15 protein-coding genes are annotated in these 15,433 nt (G+C 71.7%); 10 read left to right on the top strand and 5 right to left on the bottom strand.

From position 1 onward, the window contains the following. Positions 1-34: 34 nt before the first annotated feature. Together ACFXGX_RS29445 and ACFXGX_RS29450 are read left to right on the top strand one after the other, a co-directional pair. Positions 35-1,714 carry an AMP-binding protein gene (locus ACFXGX_RS29445; protein WP_384796749.1) on the top strand — a complete coding sequence of 560 codons (1,680 nt, stop codon included), beginning with the start codon at positions 35-37 and terminating at the stop codon, positions 1,712-1,714. Next, on the top strand, positions 1,711-3,318 hold the full coding sequence (locus tag ACFXGX_RS29450) for an AMP-binding protein (RefSeq protein ID WP_384796752.1): 1,608 nt from the start codon (positions 1,711-1,713) through the stop codon (positions 3,316-3,318). The genes ACFXGX_RS29445 and ACFXGX_RS29450 overlap by 4 nt, the downstream gene beginning before the upstream one ends. Positions 3,319-3,384: 66 nt before the next feature. Here the strand turns inward: ACFXGX_RS29450 and ACFXGX_RS29455 are convergent, their stop codons facing one another. Beyond that, positions 3,385-4,395, bottom strand: a complete 1,011-nt coding sequence (locus tag ACFXGX_RS29455; RefSeq protein WP_384796755.1) for a hypothetical protein — start codon at positions 4,393-4,395, stop codon at positions 3,385-3,387. Between the two features lie 235 nt (positions 4,396-4,630). Between ACFXGX_RS29455 and gcl the strand changes: the two genes are divergently transcribed. Together gcl and ACFXGX_RS29465 are read left to right on the top strand one after the other, a co-directional pair. Further along, positions 4,631-6,415, top strand: coding sequence for a glyoxylate carboligase (gcl, locus tag ACFXGX_RS29460; protein ID WP_384796758.1), 1,785 nt, complete (start codon positions 4,631-4,633; stop codon positions 6,413-6,415). A gap of 224 nt (positions 6,416-6,639) precedes the next feature. Next, complete coding sequence (locus tag ACFXGX_RS29465; protein WP_384796761.1) at positions 6,640-7,548, top strand: alpha/beta fold hydrolase; 909 nt, start codon at positions 6,640-6,642, stop codon at positions 7,546-7,548. Here the strand turns inward: ACFXGX_RS29465 and ACFXGX_RS29470 are convergent. From ACFXGX_RS29470 to ACFXGX_RS29485, 4 genes are all read right to left on the bottom strand, one after another. Further along, on the bottom strand, positions 7,517-8,104 hold the full coding sequence (locus tag ACFXGX_RS29470; protein ID WP_384796764.1) for a TIGR04222 domain-containing membrane protein: 588 nt from the start codon (positions 8,102-8,104) through the stop codon (positions 7,517-7,519). The genes ACFXGX_RS29465 and ACFXGX_RS29470 overlap by 32 nt on opposite strands. 239 nt (positions 8,105-8,343) lie before the next feature. Beyond that, entirely contained in the window at positions 8,344-8,589 is a 246-nt protein-coding gene (locus ACFXGX_RS29475) for a hypothetical protein (RefSeq protein WP_384796767.1), read from the bottom strand. A gap of 504 nt (positions 8,590-9,093) precedes the next feature. Continuing rightward, complete coding sequence (locus ACFXGX_RS29480; protein ID WP_384796770.1) at positions 9,094-9,987, bottom strand: 2-hydroxy-3-oxopropionate reductase; 894 nt, start codon at positions 9,985-9,987, stop codon at positions 9,094-9,096. Between the two features lie 44 nt (positions 9,988-10,031). Next, on the bottom strand, positions 10,032-10,871 hold the full coding sequence (locus ACFXGX_RS29485) for a TIM barrel protein (RefSeq protein WP_384796773.1): 840 nt from the start codon (positions 10,869-10,871) through the stop codon (positions 10,032-10,034). A 169-nt stretch (positions 10,872-11,040) separates the two neighbouring features. Between ACFXGX_RS29485 and ACFXGX_RS29490 the strand changes: the two genes are divergently transcribed. From ACFXGX_RS29490 to ACFXGX_RS29515, 6 genes are all read left to right on the top strand, one after another. Next, complete coding sequence (locus tag ACFXGX_RS29490; RefSeq protein ID WP_326784753.1) at positions 11,041-11,301, top strand: hypothetical protein; 261 nt, start codon at positions 11,041-11,043, stop codon at positions 11,299-11,301. Further along, positions 11,298-11,666 (top strand): helix-turn-helix domain-containing protein, encoded by a 369-nt coding sequence (locus tag ACFXGX_RS29495; RefSeq protein WP_384796776.1) that lies wholly within the window; start codon positions 11,298-11,300, stop codon positions 11,664-11,666. The genes ACFXGX_RS29490 and ACFXGX_RS29495 overlap by 4 nt, the downstream gene beginning before the upstream one ends. Positions 11,667-11,849: 183 nt before the next feature. Beyond that, positions 11,850-12,404 (top strand): 2-oxo-4-hydroxy-4-carboxy-5-ureidoimidazoline decarboxylase, encoded by a 555-nt coding sequence (uraD, locus tag ACFXGX_RS29500; protein ID WP_384796779.1) that lies wholly within the window; start codon positions 11,850-11,852, stop codon positions 12,402-12,404. Beyond that, a complete protein-coding gene (gene uraH, locus ACFXGX_RS29505) occupies positions 12,401-12,808 on the top strand; it encodes a hydroxyisourate hydrolase (RefSeq protein WP_351861082.1) in 408 nt (135 codons plus the stop codon). The genes uraD and uraH overlap by 4 nt, the downstream gene beginning before the upstream one ends. 5 nt (positions 12,809-12,813) lie before the next feature. Then, positions 12,814-13,761: a factor-independent urate hydroxylase gene (pucL, locus tag ACFXGX_RS29510; protein ID WP_384796783.1), complete on the top strand. Its 948-nt coding sequence runs from the start codon at positions 12,814-12,816 to the stop codon at positions 13,759-13,761. A 93-nt stretch (positions 13,762-13,854) separates the two neighbouring features. Next, positions 13,855-15,231, top strand: a complete 1,377-nt coding sequence (locus tag ACFXGX_RS29515; RefSeq protein ID WP_384796786.1) for an 8-oxoguanine deaminase — start codon at positions 13,855-13,857, stop codon at positions 15,229-15,231. Positions 15,232-15,433 lie beyond the last annotated feature (202 nt).

Raw genomic sequence — 15,433 nt, forward strand, 5'->3', positions numbered from 1 at the left:
ATGGTAGGCGGCGGTCCGGCAACGAGGAGGACACATGACGGCGACAACGGGCAGGGCGGACGAGTTCCGTGCCGCACGGGACTTCCTGCTGGAGCACCGTTCGGACTACACCACGGCGTACGAGGGCTTTCGCTGGCCCCGCCCGGAGCGCTTCAACTGGGCCCTCGACTGGTTCGACGTCATCGCACGGGACAACGACCGCACCGCCCTGCACATCGTGGAGGAGGACGGCGGACGTGTCGAGGTCTCCTTCGCCGCGATGTCCGAGCGCTCCGACCGGGTCGCCAACTGGCTGCGGGACCGGGGTGTGGGGGCGGAGGACCGTGTCCTCGTCATGCTCGGCAACCAGGTCGAGCTGTGGGAGACCGCGCTGGCCGCGATGAAACTGCGCGCCGTCGTCATCCCGGCCACCCCGCTGCTCGGCCCCGCCGACCTGGCCGACCGGATCGAACGCGGCCGGGTGCGGCACGTCGTCGCGCGCTCCGAGGACAGCGCGAAGTTCGACGCGGTGCCCGGCGGCTACACCCGTATCGCGGTCGGCGGCACCCGCCCCGGCTGGCAGGCGTACGAGGACACGGCCGCCGCCGATCCCGTCTTCGAGCCGGACGGCCCCACCCACGCGGACGACCCCCTGATGCTCTACTTCACCTCGGGCACCACCGCTCAGCCCAAGCTCGTGGAGCACACCCATGTCTCGTACCCCATCGGCCACCTGGCCACCATGTACTGGATCGGGCTCAAGCCCGGGGACGTCCACCTGAACATCTCCTCACCCGGCTGGGCCAAGCACGCCTGGTCGAACCTCTTCGCGCCGTGGAACGCGGAGGCGACCGTCTTCCTGTACAACTACACGCGCTTCGACGCGGGCCGGCTGATGGCCGAGATGGACCGGGCCGGCGTCACCACCTTCTGCGCCCCGCCCACCGTGTGGCGCATGCTCATCCAGGCAGACCTGGGCCTGCTGCGGACCCCGCCGCGCGAGGTCGTCGCCGCGGGCGAGCCGCTGAACCCGGAGGTCATCGAGCAGGTCAGGCGCGCCTGGGGCGTCACCGTCCGGGACGGCTTCGGGCAGACCGAGACCGCCGTCCAGGTGTCCAACAGTCCTGGCCAGCCGCTCAAGACCGGCTCCATGGGCCGCCCCAGCCCCGGCTTCCGCGTCGAGCTGCTCGACCCGGTCACGGGCGCGCCCGGCGCCTCGGAGGGCGAGATCTCCCTCGACCTGTCCGCGCACCCCGTGGGCCTGATGACCGGATACCACGGCGACCCCGACCGTACGACGGAGGCGATGGCCGGAGGCCACTACCGCACCGGTGACATCGGCTCGCGCGACGCCGACGGCTACATCACCTATGTCGGCCGCGCGGACGACGTGTTCAAGGCCTCCGACTACAAGATCTCGCCCTTCGAGCTGGAGAGCGCGCTCCTGGAGCACGAGGCGGTCGCCGAGGCCGCCGTGGTCCCGGCCCCCGACGAACTGCGCCTGGCCGTCCCGAAGGCGTACATCGTCCTCGCGGCCGGGTACGAGCCGGGACCCGACACCGCCAAGGTCCTCTTCGAGCACGCGCGCACGGTGCTCGCGCCGTACAAGCGCATCCGCCGCCTGGAGTTCGGCGAGCTGCCCAAGACCGTCTCCGGCAAGATCCGCCGGATCGAGCTGCGCGAGGCCACGGCCGCCGGCTCGGACGCCGAGTACCGCGAGGAGGACTTCCGGTGAGTGAACTGTCGTACGCGCACGGGACGGGCGGCACGGCGCTGCTCGGCGACACCATCGGGGCCAACCTCGACCGGGCCGTCGCCACCTGGCCGGAGAGGGAGGCACTGGTCGACGTGCCCTCGGGCCGCCGCTGGACGTACGCCCGGTTCGGCGCCGACGTCGATCGGTTGGCGTACGCGCTGCTCGCGTCCGGAGTCGCCAAGGGCGACCGGGTGGGTATCTGGGCGGTCAACTGCCCCGAGTGGGTGCTCGTCCAGTACGCCACCGCCCGCATCGGCGCGATCATGGTGAACATCAACCCGGCCTATCGCACCCACGAGGTCGAGTACGTCCTGAACCAGGCCGGGATCTCGCTCCTCTTCGCCTCCCTGAGCCACAAGAGCAGCGACTACCGGACGATGGTCGAGGAAGTCCGCGGCGGATGCGCGCGGTTGAGGGAGACCGTCTACATCGGAGACCCGAGCTGGGACGCGCTGCTGAGGCGCGGAACCCCTGACCTCTACGAGGACTTCCACGTCCGCGCGAGCGAGCTGTCCTGCGACGACCCCATCAACATCCAGTACACCTCCGGGACGACGGGCTTCCCCAAGGGGGCCACGCTCTCCCACCACAACATCCTCAACAACGGTTATTTCGTGGGGGAGTCGATCGCCTACTCGGAACAGGACCGGGTCTGCGTCCCGGTGCCCTTCTACCACTGTTTCGGCATGGTGATGGGAAACCTGGCCGCCACCTCGCACGGCGCGTGCATGGTCATCCCGGCCCCGTCGTTCGACCCGGCGGCGACGCTCAAGGCCGTGCAGCAGGAGCGGTGCACCTCGCTCTACGGCGTACCCACCATGTTCATCGCGGAGTTGAACCTCCCCGACTTCGCGTCGTACGACCTGGCCACCCTGCGCACCGGCATCATGGCGGGCTCGCCCTGCCCGGTCGAGGTGATGAAACGGGTGGTCGCCGAGATGCACATGGAGGAGGTGTCCATCTGCTACGGCATGACGGAGACCTCGCCCGTCTCGCTCCAGACCCGCCGGGACGACGACCTGGAGCACCGCACGGGCACGGTCGGCCGGGTCCTGCCGCACCTGGAGGTGAAGGTCGTCGACCCGGTGGACGGGGTGACCCGGCCGCGCGGCACCACCGGGGAGCTGTGCACCCGCGGCTACAGCGTGATGCTCGGCTACTGGAACGAGCCGGAGAAGACCGCCGAGGCCGTCGACGCGGGGCGCTGGATGCACACGGGCGACCTCGCGGTGATGCGCGAGGACGGGTACGTCGAGATCGTCGGACGCATCAAGGACATGATCATCCGGGGCGGCGAGAACATCTATCCGCGCGAGATCGAGGAGTTCCTGTACGCCCACCCGAAGATCGCCGACGTGCAGGTGGTCGGCGTTCCCCATGAGCGCTACGGCGAGGAGGTGCTCGCCTGTGTCATCCCGCGCGATCCCGCCGACCCGCTCACGCTGGAGGAGCTGCGCGCCTTCTGCGAGGGCCGGCTGGCGCACTACAAGATCCCCAGCCGGCTGAGCGTCCTGGAGACCTTCCCGATGACGGTCTCGGGGAAGGTGCGGAAGATCGAACTGCGGGAGACGTACGCCGAGTAGGGCTCCCGGGGCGCCCGTACCCGAGCCTTCTGCGCCGCCGCCGATGCCCGGTTTCGTGCCCGGTGCTCAGTCCGGGACGGCGATGAGTTCGTCGGCCGGGCTGTTCACCGGCTGCGGTGTGCCCGTGAGGTCCAGGACGAAGAGGGGGACGCCGAGGGTGTCGGCGCGGGCGCGGGCGTCCTCGGCGTAGCCGGCCAGGGAGAAGAACACGCAGCTCGCCGACTCCGTCATGGCCGTCAGCCACAGACACTCCACGTCGCGCAGCGAGGCCGGCCGCACGGTGGGGTCCACCTGGGCCAGGACGCCGCGCGCGGCGAGCCCGATCCCGGACGTGGGCCGCTGGTCGGCGCGCCGGATGTCGCGGTAGCCGAGCCAGCCCAGATACAGCGCGGCGGCGGTGACGGCGTCGCGAGCGGTACGAATGGCGACCGGCCGGAACGCGGGCCTCCGGCCGGTCCCGCCGTCATGGCCGGACTGCCCGAGCCCCGCGCGGGGGACGCCGTCCGAGTCCCCCTCAGGGCCGCTGTCCTCAGAGGTGTCGGCTCCGGCTTCCCGGTCCCCGTCCCGGCGTGTGTCGGCTCCGGCTTCCCGGTCCCCGTCGGGGCGTGCGCCGGCCTCGGCTTCCCGGCCCCCGTGCCGGCGTGTGCCGGCCCCGGATTCCTGGTTTCTCTCCTCGGGGACCTCGACCCCGGGATCCCGTTCCCCGTCCCGGCGTGTGCCGGCCCCGGCCTCCCCGTCGTCGGCCCGGCGGGCGACCGGTCCGGTCTCCTGGACCGGGGCGGTTCGCAGCGGGATGCGCAGGGTCGTTCCGCAGGGGCAGCCCAGCTCGGGCCGCGGCCACTGACTCCCGCGGCCGCAGGTGTCGCACCTGACCGTCGTCCATTCCTCGTCCCACGCGCGGTGGGTGACGGGGGTCGCCTCCGCGAGGTGGTCGAGCGGGGCCGTCACGGGCGATCCGCACACACAGGGGTAGGACGGTGCCGCGTACAGGTGCTCGCGGCGGCAGGCCGGACACCGCACCGGCACGCTCTCGGCCATGGCCCACTCCAGGAACTCACGTCGGGACAGCGCGTCCATCGTCCTCCTGCCGGGCGGCCTCCGGCAGCCAAACGCCGCGACGCGCACCGGCCCGCTCCCGCGCGCCGGCCCCGGTCCCGTGCACCCCCCGCCCTTGACGCTCCCCGCCCCGACACCTACATTGCTTCCAGATAGCAGAAGTTAGTTTCCGCAATGCGGAATAAGAAGTGGGATCAAGGGCTCTCCGCGGGGCGCGACGGGAGCGCGAATCCGACAGCCGAAGCAGGAGTACTCCATGGCTCGTATGACCGCTGCCCGCGCGGCAGTCGAGATCCTCAAGCGCGAGGGCGTCACCGACGCGTTCGGCGTTCCGGGCGCGGCGATCAACCCCTTCTACGCGGCGCTCGAGGCGTCCGGCGGAATCAGCCACACCCTCGCCCGGCACGTGGAGGGCGCCTCGCACATGGCGGAGGGCTACACCCGCACCCATCCGGGCAACATCGGTGTCTGCGTGGGTACTTCGGGCCCCGCCGGAACCGACATGATCACCGGTCTGTACTCCGCGAGCGGGGACTCGATCCCGATCCTGTGCATCACCGGCCAGGCGCCCACCGCGGTGATCCACAAGGAGGACTTCCAGGCCGTCGACATCGCCTCGATCGCGCGCCCGGTGACCAAGATGGCCGTCACCGTGCTGGAGGCCGCGCAGGTTCCCGGAGTCCTCCAGCAGGCCTTCCACCTCATGCGCTCCGGTCGCCCCGGGCCCGTCCTGGTCGACCTGCCCATCGACGTCCAGCTCACCGAGATCGAGTTCGACCCCGTGGCGTACGAGCCCCTGAAGGCGTACAAGCCCGCCGCGACCCGCGCCCAGATCGAGAAGGCGATCGGACTGCTGAACGCCTCCGAGCGCCCGCTCATCGTGGCCGGCGGCGGGGTCGTCAACGCCGACGCCGCCGAACTCCTCGTCGAGTTCGCCGAGTTGACGGGTACCCCGGTCGTCCCGACGCTCATGGGCTGGGGCGTCCTGCCCGACGACCACGAGCTCAACGCGGGCATGGTGGGCCTCCAGACGTCGCACCGCTACGGCAACGCGACCTTCCTGGAGTCCGACTTCGTCCTCGGCATCGGAAACCGCTGGGCCAACCGCCACACCGGCAACCTGGACGTCTACACGGCCGGCCGGACCTTCGTGCACGTCGACATCGAACCCACCCAGCTCGGACGGATCTTCGCCCCGGACTTCGGCATCGCCTCCGACGCCGGGGCCGCCCTGGAACTCTTCGTCGAGGTCGCGAGGGAGCTGAAGGCGGCGGGCGCGCTGCCCGACCGCTCCGCGTGGGCCGCCTCGGCGCAGGAGAAGCGGGCCACCCTCCAGCGCCGGACGCACTTCGACGACATCCCGATCAAACCGCAGCGCGTCTACGAGGAGATGAACAAGGCCTTCGGCCCGGAGACCCGGTACGTCTCCACCATCGGTCTCTCGCAGATCGCCGGCGCCCAGATGCTGCACGTCTACCGGCCGCGCCACTGGATCAACTGCGGCCAGGCGGGGCCGCTCGGCTGGACGATCCCGGCCGCGCTCGGCGTCGCCAGGGCCGACCCGGGCGCGCAGGTCGTCGCCCTCTCCGGCGACTACGACTTCCAGTTCATGATCGAGGAACTGGCCGTCGGGGCCCAGCACAGGATCCCGTACGTCCATGTCCTGGTGAACAACGCCTACTTGGGTCTGATCCGGCAGGCGCAGCTCGGCCTCGACATCGACTTCCAGGTCAACCTGGAGTTCGAGAACATCAACTCCCCTGAGCTCGGCGTCTACGGCGTCGACCACGTCAAGGTCGTCGAGGGCCTCGGCTGCAAGGCGATCCGCGTCACCGACCCGGGCGAGCTCGGCGCCGCCTTCGAGCGGGCCAGGAAGCTCGCCGCGGAGTTCCAGGTTCCCGTCGTCGTCGAGGCGATCCTGGAGCGCGTCACCAACATCGCCATGAGCAGGACCAACGACATCGGAAACGTGGTCGAGTTCGAGGAGATCGCCACCGAGCCGAGCCATGCGCCTACCGCCATCAGGACACTGAAGGTCTGACCCGGACCTCTCCTTCGTGCGCCCGGACCTCTCCTTCGCGTGCCCGGACCTTCCCCTTCGGATGCGGGGACCTCTCCTTCGCGTGCGGGGACCTCTCCTTCGCGTGGCGGGGTCTCTCCCTCGGGCGCTGGGGCCTCCCTTCGCGTGCCGGGCGGCCCGCCCCAAGTGACGCGCCGCTCAGGCGCGTTGTTCCCAGGAGCGGGCCGGTCCGGCATGCTCGCCCCATGCGGATGACCGTCCCCACCCCCCTCGGCGACATCGCCGTACGCTGCCTCGACCCCCTTCCCGGCGCCCGGCCGGCGGGAGCCCCGGCCCCGTCCGACGCGCCCGCTCTCCTGCTCCTGCACGCCAACCCGGGGGACGGCCGGGACTTCGACGCCGTGCTCCCGGCCCTCGCCGACCGGTACCGCACCTTCGTCGTGGACTGGCCCGGGTACGGAGACTCGACCGCCCCGGAACCCGGGCGGGTCACCCCCGAGGGACTGGTGGGGGTCGCGGAGCGGGTGATCGACGCGCTGGCCGAGGAGCACGGCGTGCGGGAGCTCACCGTGCTCGGCAACAGCGTCGGCGGCTATGTCGCCTGCCGTCTCGCCGAGGGCCCCCGTGCGGCGTCGGTGAGCGCGCTCGTCCTGGTCGACCCGGCGGGCTTCACCCGGCACACCGCGCTCACCCGCTGGTTCTGCCGCGAGGTGATGGGCCGCCCCGCCCGTGCCCGCCGGCTCGTCGTCCCGCTGGCCCGCGCCTATCTGGGCCGGCTGGGCACCCCGAGCGCACGGGAGACGTACGCCCGGGCGCGCCGGCTGCCGCAGGACGAGCGGAGACTGGCGGTCCACTGCGCGCTCTGGCGCGGTCTCGCCGACCCGGACTTCGGCCTCGTGGACCCGGCCGCCCTCCGCGTACCGATCCTGCTGCTGTGGGGGAGCCGCGATCCCGTCGTCCCCGCGTTCCTCGACGGCCGCCGGGCCCGACGCGTCCTGCCCGCGGGGACATCGAGTGTCCGGCTGCCCACGGCCCACGAGCCGTACAACGAACGCCCAGCTCTCTTCCTCCGGCATGTCCTGCCGTTCCTGGAGAATCCGCGGGCGGTCACCGCACGGAGGGTCAAGCCCCCCAGCCGCCCGCGCAGCCGGTGAAGCCGTCGCCCCCCACGTCGCCGCTCCGGGAGAGTCCGCGCTCCTGCGGGCCGCCGCGCCCCTTCAGGCCGGCGGCCTCGGTGAAGCGCGGCACCAGTACGGTCAGGGCGGCATCGCCGTGCAGGGCGACCGCGAGCAGGACCTCGGCCGGGGACAGGCCCTCCGGTCCGGCGGGAAGCGGGACCGAGGCACGCAGCTCCCGGAGGACCTGCCGGGCGGCGCGCGTCCGGTGCGGGGGCAGGCGGCGCAGCAGTCCGGCCGCTGCGGCCTCGCCGCGCAGCTCCGCCAGCGCCCGTCGCACCCGCGGCCGGTCCATCAACTCCCGCACTCCCGCCGGGAGATAGAGGGATCCGCGCACGGCCTTCTCCAGGGCGAGCCTCGACGTGAAGGATGCCCCCGGGGACGGGTTCGAGGTCCGTATCGTGCCCGGCGGGCCCGGGGCCACCGCGCCCCGCAGATGCAGGGCGACCACGGCGACCTTCACGGCCGCGCGGGGCCCGCCACGCAGCAGCGCGACGGTCAAAGGCCCAGGCCCGACCGCCGCGCTTCCGCTCATGGTGCTTCCCCCGTGCCCCCGTTCGGGACCCGCCGCCCCCGTGCCGGCGGGCCCCGTGTGCCGAGGATGTGCCTTTTCCGGCGGCAGGTGAAGCCCCCGGGGCGGTGTTCAGAGGTTGATTTGAGGGTTCCGTAGGCGTCCTACGCCCGCATGCGTATAAACGGGGTCCGTTCGGCGCCCGTTCCGGCTCGTGGATCAAGGGCCCCGACGGGCTGTCCGGCGCGCACTACGTACGGCCCTCAGACCTCGGTGTGCTCGGAGAGGCCGGGCCAGTCGTCCGGGCCGCCGCCCTGCCAGTCGATGATGTCGCTCTCCTCGACCTCGATCACGTCGAGGTCGACGTCCGCCTGGCGCAGGATCTCGACCACGTCGTCGAGGTGGTACGCGATGCCGAGTACCCGGTCGCCCTCGGTGACCCGCCGCGACCCGTCCAGACCCGGTGTGTGCACCACGATCCTGGGGAGTTCCCTGCCGTCAGCGTCCATGGTCCAAGGCTGCTGGCCGCGACCGGAATCCGCACCCGGAGCCGGGCACGAGGCTTCTCTGCGGGCCACGGGCCAGGGGCCCACGGGCCACAGGTCACGGGCCCCGGGCCTGGTGCCGTCCGGCGGCGCGAGGCTGGGCGCGACAGTACGTTCGCGCCGCCGGACGGGGTCCTCGGGGGGCGTGGCCGAAGCCGGGATCCGGCAGGAGCCAGGGCGTGGCCGCAGCCGATGTGTGGCTGGGACCGCGGCGGTCGCGACGGACCGGAGTCACCCTTCCCTCAGGTCGAGAAGGGGGAACCGGATCCTTCACCACCGCACCGGCTCGCGGGCCGCCGCGGTCCTCACCCGCCCGGACCGTGTCCGCTACGGCCACCCCTCATCCGGGCCGTTCGTGACGTGGTCCGGGAGCTCAGCTCTCCGAACGCGGATCCGGACCGTGGCGGCGCCTGGGCGCGACAGGACAGATGTCGGCGCCGCCACGGCCCGGACGTTCGAGGTGCCCGGTCAGACCCGGGCGCCGGAGAGGCGTTCGACCGCGCGCAGCAGCGCGGAGTGGTCCAGGCCGCCGTCGCCCTGCGCGCGCAGGCTCGCGACGAGCTGGGCGACCACGGCTCCCACCGGCAGCGCGGCGCCCACGGAGCGGGCGGCGTCCGTGACGATGCCCATGTCCTTGTGGTGCAGGTCGATACGGAAGCCCGGCTTGAAGTCGCGGTTCAGGAAGTTGTCCTTCTTGCGGGCCAGCACCGTCGAGCCCGCCAGACCGCCGCCGAGGACGTCGAGCGCGGCGCTCAGGTCCACGCCGGAGCGCTCCAGGAAGACCACGGCCTCGGCGCACGCCTGGATGTTCACGGCCACGATCAGTTGGTTGGCCGCCTTCACGGTCTGGCCCGAGCCGTGCGGACCGCACCGCACGATGGTCCGGCCGAGCGCCTCGAACAGGGGCTCCGCCTCGTCGAAGTCAGCGTGGTCACCGCCGACCATGATCGACAGCACCGCCTCGATCGCCCCGGCCTCGCCGCCGGACACCGGGGCGTCCAGGACACGGACACCCTCCTCGGCGCCGGCCTCGGCCAGGTCCACCGAGGTCCGCGGGGTGATCGAGGACATGTCGATCAGCAGCGTGCCGGGCCGCACGTTCTCCAGGATGCCGTCGGGACCGTACGCGATGGCCTCGACCTGCGGGGAGGCGGGCACCATCGTGATCACCACGTCGGCGTCCCGTACGGCCTCGGCGATCGAACCGGCGGCGGTGCCGCCCGCGGCGGCCAGGCGCTCCAGCTTGTCCCGTTCCAGCGTGTAGCCCGTGACGTCGTACCCGGCCTTGATCAGGTTCTCCGACATGGGCGAGCCCATGATGCCGAGCCCGATCCACGCCACCTTGGGCAGGTTGTCGCTCATGAGGGTGCCTCTCTGGGAAATCTGCTGCTTCGTCGGGGTGCCGCTCAGCGGGCGGCCCGGGCCGTGGCGGGCAGCCAGTCGAACGCCCGCGCGCTCGGCCGGTCGCCCGGCTTGTACTCCAGGCCGACCCAGCCGGCGTATCCGGCCTCGGCGAGCTGGTCGAGGAGCTCTTCGAGGGGGAGCGCGCCGGTGCCCGGCGCGCCGCGTCCGGGGCTGTCGGCGATCTGCACATGCCCGGTCCGGCCGGCGTAGGCGGCGATCACCCGCGGCAGGTCCTCGCCGTTCATGGCGAGGTGGTAGAGGTCCATGAGGAACCTGGTGTTGCCGAGGCCGGTCGCCGCGTTGACCTTGTCGACGACCGCGACCGCCGCCGGGGCGCTCACCAGCGGATAGTCCGGAGACTCCCGCTCGTTGAGGGCCTCGACGAGCAGGATCGCGCCGATCCGGTCGGCGGCCCGGGCCGCGAGGACCAGGTTCTCCAGCGCCAGCGCGTCCTGCTCGTCCGGGTCCACCCCGGGGAGGCGATTGCCGTACAGGGCGTTGAGCGCCGTGCAGCCCAGCGAGCCGGCGAAACCGGCGGCCACATCGATGTTGGCCCGGAACCGCTCGGACTCCTCGCCGGGCAGGGACAGGGCGCCCCGGTCCGGGCCGGGGAGCCGGCCGGCGTAGAAGTTCAGGCCGGTCAGCCGGACACCGGCGGCCTCGATCGCCGTCCTCAGGGCGTCGAGATCGGACCGCTCGGGGGTGGGGGAGTCGACCCAGGGCCACCACAGCTCGACCGCGGTGAAGCCCGCCGCGGCCGCGGCCGCCGGGCGCTCCAGCAGCGGGAGTTCCGTGAAGAGGATCGACAGATTGACGTTGAAGCGCTGGTCCGCGAATCCCATGAGGTCCGCTCTCCTTTCCGTAATGCGGAAATTTGTTTCTGCTTAATGGAAGATTGCAGTGGGGTCGTCGGCGTTGTCAAGGGGGGTCCCGGCGGAAAGCCGTGGGTGCGGCCCGCTCCGGCCGCAGGGGGCTTGCCGGGGCGGCCGCGGCGGGCAGTAGGTTGAGCCCGTGCGATTGAGAGTGGAGTTCACGACCGAGCCCTTCGATCTCGACGAGGCCCCCCGGCACGCCCTGGTCGCCCGTGAGGTCATCGAGGCGGCCGAGCTGGACGCCGTGGACGTCGGCCCGTTCGGCAACACCGCGGAAGGCGGTGCGGACGCCGTGCTCACCGCCGTCGAGGCGCTGCTGCGCCAGGTCCTGGACGCGGGCGCCACCCGGGTCTCGCTCCAGGTCAACGTCGTCGGGGCGGCGGGGGAGGGCGATAAGTGACCGGAATCGCGGACGACCCCTTCGTCGCGGCGGTCAAGCCGCTGGTCGACGCCATGGGCGGCGAGATGCTGCCGCCCGGGCAGGCCGGCGTCGACGACGTCGTCCTGTCCTGGGAGGGCGCGGACGTCGTCGCCGTGCGCCTGCCTCAGCTCGCCGACTCGCTCGACCACATCCTCGCCGCCCTGGAGCGCAAGCGGGGCATGCCGCTCGCGGAGCTCGACCGCAAGGCCAAGCAGGAGATCGTGCGCATACTGGAAGCCCGCGGGGCCTTCTCCGTGCGGCACGGTGTGGAGACCGTGGCGAGCGCGCTCGGCGTGAGCCGGTTCACCGTCTACAACTACCTGAACCGCGAGAAGGGCGCCTGACCGGCGCGAACACGCCTCCGGGCGGCAGGTGTCACCGGCCGCCACCCCGCCGCCGCCCGGACGACCGGGCGGCGGCTTTCGTCACCTCCCGTAACCCGAAGTTTTCAACAAAGTGTTGACGTCGCATCGCCGAGGGCGTTAGCTGTCCGCAGCCCGTCCAGCACACGGCCACGGAGGCTTCCCATGGAGTCGAGAACGGCATCCGGCGGCCTGGCCCGCCTCAACACCCTTGAGGAGTCCGCGGCCTTCGCCGTCCTCCACGAGGTGTGCGCCTCCCGGACGTGGGCCGAAAGGCTGCTCGCCGCCCGTCCCTACGCCACCGCCGAGGACCTGTACGCCGAGAGTGACGCCGCCACCGCGGGCCTCGCCACCGCCGACCTGACGGAGGCGATGGCGGGGCACCCGCCCATCGGACGGCCGAAGCCCGGCGACCCGGCCTCCTCGCGCGAACAGCGCGGGATGGCCGGCGCCTCCGCGGAGCTGAAGGAGGAGATGCTCGAACTGAACCTGGCCTACCAGGAGAGGTTCGGCCACGTCTTCCTCGTCTGCGCCACCGGCCGGACCGGGGAGCAGATGCGGGACGCGGTCAAGGAGCGGATCGGCAACCCGGCCGGGCGGGAGCGCGAGATCGTCCGCGTCGAACTGGGAAAGATCAACCGCATCCGGCTCGGCCGTCTCGTGAGGGACCCCGTGCAGGAAGAACTCACAGCGGACCCCGTACAGGAAGAAGAGGCATGAGCACCGACACCACGGCCTCCGTGTCCACCCACATCCTGGACACCAGCGTGGGCCGCCCGGCCCGGGACGTCGCGGTCCGGCTCGCCGCCCGCGCGGGGCGCGAGGGCGACTGGCGGGCGCTCGGCGGGTCCGCGACCGACGCGGACGGCCGGTGCAGGGACCTTCCGGCGCTGCCGGAGGGCACGACCCACGTACGGCTCGACTTCGAGGTCGAGCGGTACTTCGAGCAGGATCCGGCGACAACGACACAGCGAGCCGATGCGCAGCAGGACGCCCCCGCGAATCGGGACAGCGAGACGTTCTTCCCCGAGGTGACGATCACCTTCGCCGTCAGGCCGGGCGAGCACTACCACGTACCGCTGCTGCTCAACCCGTTCGGCTACTCCGTTTACCGAGGGAGCTAGCAGACATGACCGAACCTTCCCGCCAGGGCCGCCCGGTGCTCCTGGGGCAGAACCAGTACGGCAAGGCCGAGAACCGAGTCGTGCGGATCACCCGCGACGGCGCCACGCACCACATCAAGGACCTGAACGTGTCCGTCGCGCTGAGCGGCGACATGGACGAGGTCCACCTCTCCGGCTCCAACGCCAACGTCCTGCCGACGGACACCACCAAGAACACGGTGTACGCGTTCGCCAAGGAGCACGGCATCGAGTCCGCCGAGCGGTTCGGCATCCATCTGGCCCGGCACTTCGTGACCGCCCAGGAGCCGATCCACCGGGCGCGCATCCGGATCGAGGAGTACGCCTGGAAGCGCATCGAGGCCCCGGACGCCGCCTCCCGGGCCGCCGGCGCGGACGAGCCGAGGCACTCCTTCGTCCGCAAGAACCAGGAGACGCGCGTCACCCAGATCACCTACGACGGTGAGACGTGGGAGGTCGTCTCGGGCCTGAAGGACCTCGTCGTGATGAACTCGACGAACTCCGAGTTCTGGGGCTACGTCAAGGACAGGTACACGACGCTCCCGGAGGCGTACGACCGCATCCTGGCCACCCAGGTCTCCAGCCGCTGGCGCTTCAACTGGACCGGCGACGAAGAGACGATGCCCGACTGGGACAAGTCCTACGACGAGGTCAGGAAGCACATGCTCCAGGCCTTCGCGGACACCTACTCCCTCTCGCTCCAGCAGACCCTCTACGCGATGGGCGCGCGGATCATCGACCACCGCGACGAGATCGACGAGGTCCGCTTCTCGCTCCCGAACAAGCACCACTTCCTGGTCGACCTGACACCGTTCGGCCTGGAGAACGACAACGAGGTCTACCTCGCGGCCGACCGCCCGTACGGACTCATCGAAGGCACCGTCCTGCGCGACGGCCGCGAGCCGCGCATCCCCGTGGACCTGACCAACCTCTAGGCCGTGTCCGCCCCAGAACCGCCACGACAGATCCGGTCGTCACCCCCTCGGCCGCCGGGTCCGTCCGCCGATCCGGAAGAACGAGGAACCGCAGTGCCAGTCCAGCGCATCGTCATCGAGAACTGCGCCATCGCGACCGTGGACGCGGGCGACACCGAGTACGCCTCGGGGCACATCGTCGTCGCCGACAACAGGATCGAGTCGGTGGGTGCCGGAAAGGCCCCGGAGAACCTGGAGAACGTGGTCCGCCGCGTCGACGGCACCGGGCACCTGGCCACCCCCGGCCTGGTCAACACCCATCACCACTTCTACCAGTGGATCACCCGCGGCCTCGCCACGGACCACAACCTCTTCGACTGGCTCGTCGCGCTCTATCCGACCTGGGCGCGCATCGACGAGCGGATGGCCTACGTGGCCGCCCAGGGCTCCCTCGCCATGATGGCCCGTGGCGGCGTCACCACCGCCATGGACCACCACTACGTCTTCCCCGAGGGCTCCGGGGACCTGTCCGGCGCGATCATCCGGGCCGCCCGCGAGACCGGAGTCCGCTTCACCCTGGCCCGCGGCTCCATGGACCGCAGCCGGAAGGACGGCGGACTGCCCCCGGACTTCGCCGTCGAGACCCTCGAAGGGGCGCTCGCCGCCACCGAGGCGACCGTCGACGAGCACCACGACGCCTCCTTCGACAGCATGACCCAGATCGCCGTCGCGCCCTGTTCGCCCTTCTCCGTCTCCACCGAACTCATGAAGCAGGGCGCCGAGTTGGCGCGCCGCAAGGGCGTACGGTTGCACACGCACGGTTCGGAGACCGTGGAGGAGGAGCAGTTCTGCAAGGAACTGTTCGGCATGGGCCCGACCGACTACTTCGAGTCGACCGGCTGGCTCGGCGAGGACGTGTGGATGGCGCACTGCGTCCACATGAACGACTCCGACATCGCCGCCTTCGCCCGGACGAGGACGGGTGTGGCCCACTGCCCCTCCTCCAACGCCCGGCTGGCCGCGGGCATCGCCCGGGTCCCCGACATGCTCGCCGCCGGCGTCCCGGTCGGCCTCGGCGTCGACGGCACCGCGTCGAACGAGTCCGGCGAACTCCACACCGAGCTGCGCAACGCCCTGCTCGTCAACCGGCTGGGCGCCCACCGCGAGGCCGCCCTGAACGCCCGTCAGGCACTGCGCCTGGGCACCTACGGAGGGGCTCAAGTCCTGGGCCGGGCAGGCCAGATCGGCTCCCTGGAGGCCGGCAAGCTCGCCGACCTCGTGCTGTGGAGAATGGACACCCTGGCGCACGCCTCGATCGCCGACCCGGTGACGGCGCTCGTCCTCGGCGCCGCCGCGCCGGTCACCCTCTCGCTCGTGAACGGCCGTCCGGTCGTCGAGGACAGCCGCCTGCTGCTTGTGGACGAGGACGCCATCGCCCGTTCCACACGGGACGAGGCGCGGCGCCTCGCGCGGATCGCCGGTCAGGACTGACCCGCCGCAGAACTCCGGCCGAGGGGGACGGCCCTCGGCCGGTGGGCGTGGACCCGACAGGGGTCCGCGCCGGCCGCCTCCGGGGCCGGCCCCGAACGGGGCGGCCCCGGGGTGGTTGCCGTAGTCGAGGCTTTCACCGCCCACCCCCCCCCCGGGCCCGGTCCCCCCGGGCCCCCGGTGGGGTAGAGGGGCCCGAAAACAT

The organism is Streptomyces sp. NPDC059371, from assembly GCF_042751995.1.
Taxonomy (GTDB): Bacteria; Actinomycetota; Actinomycetes; order Streptomycetales; family Streptomycetaceae; genus Streptomyces.

What these genes read in the sequence shown, in the direction of transcription:
- ACFXGX_RS29475 (WP_384796767.1), bottom strand. Translation starts at nt 8,589, where the DNA reads ATGGACGCTGACGGCAGGGAACTCCCCAGGATCGTGGTGCACACACCG.
- ACFXGX_RS29445 (WP_384796749.1), top strand. Translation starts at nt 35, where the DNA reads ATGACGGCGACAACGGGCAGGGCGGACGAGTTCCGTGCCGCACGGGAC.
- ACFXGX_RS29485 (WP_384796773.1), bottom strand. Translation starts at nt 10,871, where the DNA reads ATGGGATTCGCGGACCAGCGCTTCAACGTCAATCTGTCGATCCTCTTC.
- uraH (WP_351861082.1), top strand. Translation starts at nt 12,401, where the DNA reads ATGAGCACCGACACCACGGCCTCCGTGTCCACCCACATCCTGGACACC.
- ACFXGX_RS29455 (WP_384796755.1), bottom strand. Translation starts at nt 4,395, where the DNA reads ATGGACGCGCTGTCCCGACGTGAGTTCCTGGAGTGGGCCATGGCCGAG.
- pucL (WP_384796783.1), top strand. Translation starts at nt 12,814, where the DNA reads ATGACCGAACCTTCCCGCCAGGGCCGCCCGGTGCTCCTGGGGCAGAAC.
- ACFXGX_RS29470 (WP_384796764.1), bottom strand. Translation starts at nt 8,104, where the DNA reads ATGAGCGGAAGCGCGGCGGTCGGGCCTGGGCCTTTGACCGTCGCGCTG.
- ACFXGX_RS29480 (WP_384796770.1), bottom strand. Translation starts at nt 9,987, where the DNA reads ATGAGCGACAACCTGCCCAAGGTGGCGTGGATCGGGCTCGGCATCATG.
- gcl (WP_384796758.1), top strand. Translation starts at nt 4,631, where the DNA reads ATGGCTCGTATGACCGCTGCCCGCGCGGCAGTCGAGATCCTCAAGCGC.
- uraD (WP_384796779.1), top strand. Translation starts at nt 11,850, where the DNA reads ATGGAGTCGAGAACGGCATCCGGCGGCCTGGCCCGCCTCAACACCCTT.
- ACFXGX_RS29465 (WP_384796761.1), top strand. Translation starts at nt 6,640, where the DNA reads ATGCGGATGACCGTCCCCACCCCCCTCGGCGACATCGCCGTACGCTGC.